This window comes from Fretibacterium fastidiosum (assembly GCF_000210715.1).
In the GTDB taxonomy this organism is placed as follows: Bacteria; Synergistota; Synergistia; order Synergistales; family Aminobacteriaceae; genus Fretibacterium; species Fretibacterium fastidiosum.
On the sequence record NC_021038.1, the window covers coordinates 2,196,143 to 2,197,578 of the forward strand.

General features: G+C 62.0%; 2 protein-coding genes. One reads left to right on the forward strand and one right to left on the reverse strand.

Annotation, left to right across the window (positions count from 1 at the left end):
• Nucleotides 1-233: 233 nt before the first annotated feature.
• Entirely contained in the window at nucleotides 234-629 is a 396-nt protein-coding gene (locus tag SY1_RS09925; protein ID WP_015556943.1) for a winged helix-turn-helix transcriptional regulator, read from the reverse strand.
• A gap of 218 nt (nucleotides 630-847) precedes the next feature.
• Between SY1_RS09925 and SY1_RS09930 the strand changes: the two genes are divergently transcribed.
• Entirely contained in the window at nucleotides 848-1,240 is a 393-nt protein-coding gene (locus tag SY1_RS09930) for a pyridoxamine 5'-phosphate oxidase family protein (protein WP_015556944.1), read from the forward strand.
• The last annotated feature ends 196 nt before the right edge of the window (nucleotides 1,241-1,436 follow it).

Genomic DNA, 1,436 nt, shown 5'->3' on the forward strand with positions numbered 1-1,436 from the left:
CATGGAGCCGGAGGTCGTCTACTTCTACACGGACGGCTCCTGCACGCCGGCCCGAATCTCCTGGGCGGATCCGGGGACGGCGGAGGGCGCAGCGGATCGCTTTCTCCTGACGGTGACGGGCTACTGCGCTCCGGTGCCCCGGCGGGGCCGCTGACGGCCCGGAGCCCGTCGTCAGGCCATTTCCGGGGAGGGCGCCCTTCAAGCCCGACGGCTGCCCTCCCTGCCCTGGGGCTTCACCTCGCGCGCCGGTTGTAATCGCACTTCTGGCACTGCTTGAACAGGGTGTCCGGGTTTTCCGCCCCCTCCCTGGTCAAGACCCCGCTCCACCTGCAGATGCTCTGCAGGATGGGGACGACCGACAGCCCCTTCTCCGTGAGGGAGTACTCCACCCTCGGCGGGATCTCGTCGTAGGACTTGCGCCGGATGATGTCGTCGGCGATCAGCTCCTTCAGGGTCCCGGCCAGCACGGCGTCCTTAATGTTCGCCATCTCGGAGCGAATCTGGCTGTACCGCAGCACCTTCTTCTCGTTCAACACACAGATCACCCTGGACTTCCACTTCCCCCCGAACACCTCGAGCCCGTATTCCAGGGGGCAACGGACGTCCGGGTCCAGCTTCTTCTGGTACATGACGGCCTCTTTTCGTGTGCAAACGGCGGCTTCGTTGAAGAACTTCAGTATATCACGCTCGCTTCGTTATTTGTAGCGGCTATTAAATTTATGAGTCGCTAATAAATTTGCTTATATCTTTGAAGGAAGGAGTGGCGATGCTAAAATAAAGCCGCGATGAGGAACGAGGCAACGGAGCGCAGCGCTGTGCAAGACACGACCCAGTGGAGGCGATACGGATGTTGAACGAAGAGGTAAAGAAGCTGCTGAAGAGCGCCATGTGGGACCTGGCCACCTGCTCTGCCGATGGGCCGAACGTCGTTCCGGTGGCGTTCAAGGACGTGAGCGAAGACGGGAAGCTGGTCGTTGGCGACGTGTTCCTCGACACCACCCTCAAGAACGTCCGGGAGAACGGCAGGATCGCCGTATCGGTTTACGATCCGCAGAGCCTGCAGGGCTACCAGGTCAAGGGAACTGCGGAGTACGTCACGGAGGGGGCCGTCGTGGACACCTTCAAGGCCATGGTCGAAAAGATGTTCAACGGGGCGGCCACCGCCAAGGGCGCTCTCGTCATCACGCCCGCGAAGGTCATCGTGACGACGCCGGGCGCCGAGAACAAGAAGGAGCTCTAACGGACGGTCTCGTCCGGGGGACGAGACGTCGCCCGGACGGGCCGGATTGAAGGAAGGCCGGTACGAGAGGGCCGATGGGGCGCGTCGCCCCATCGGCCCTCTCCCTTTGTTTGTGCTTTGGGGCGCGGGGACCGATCAGGTCAGGGCGCCCGTGTGCTTCGGCTGGAAGATCATACCAATTCGCGTTTAATATGGA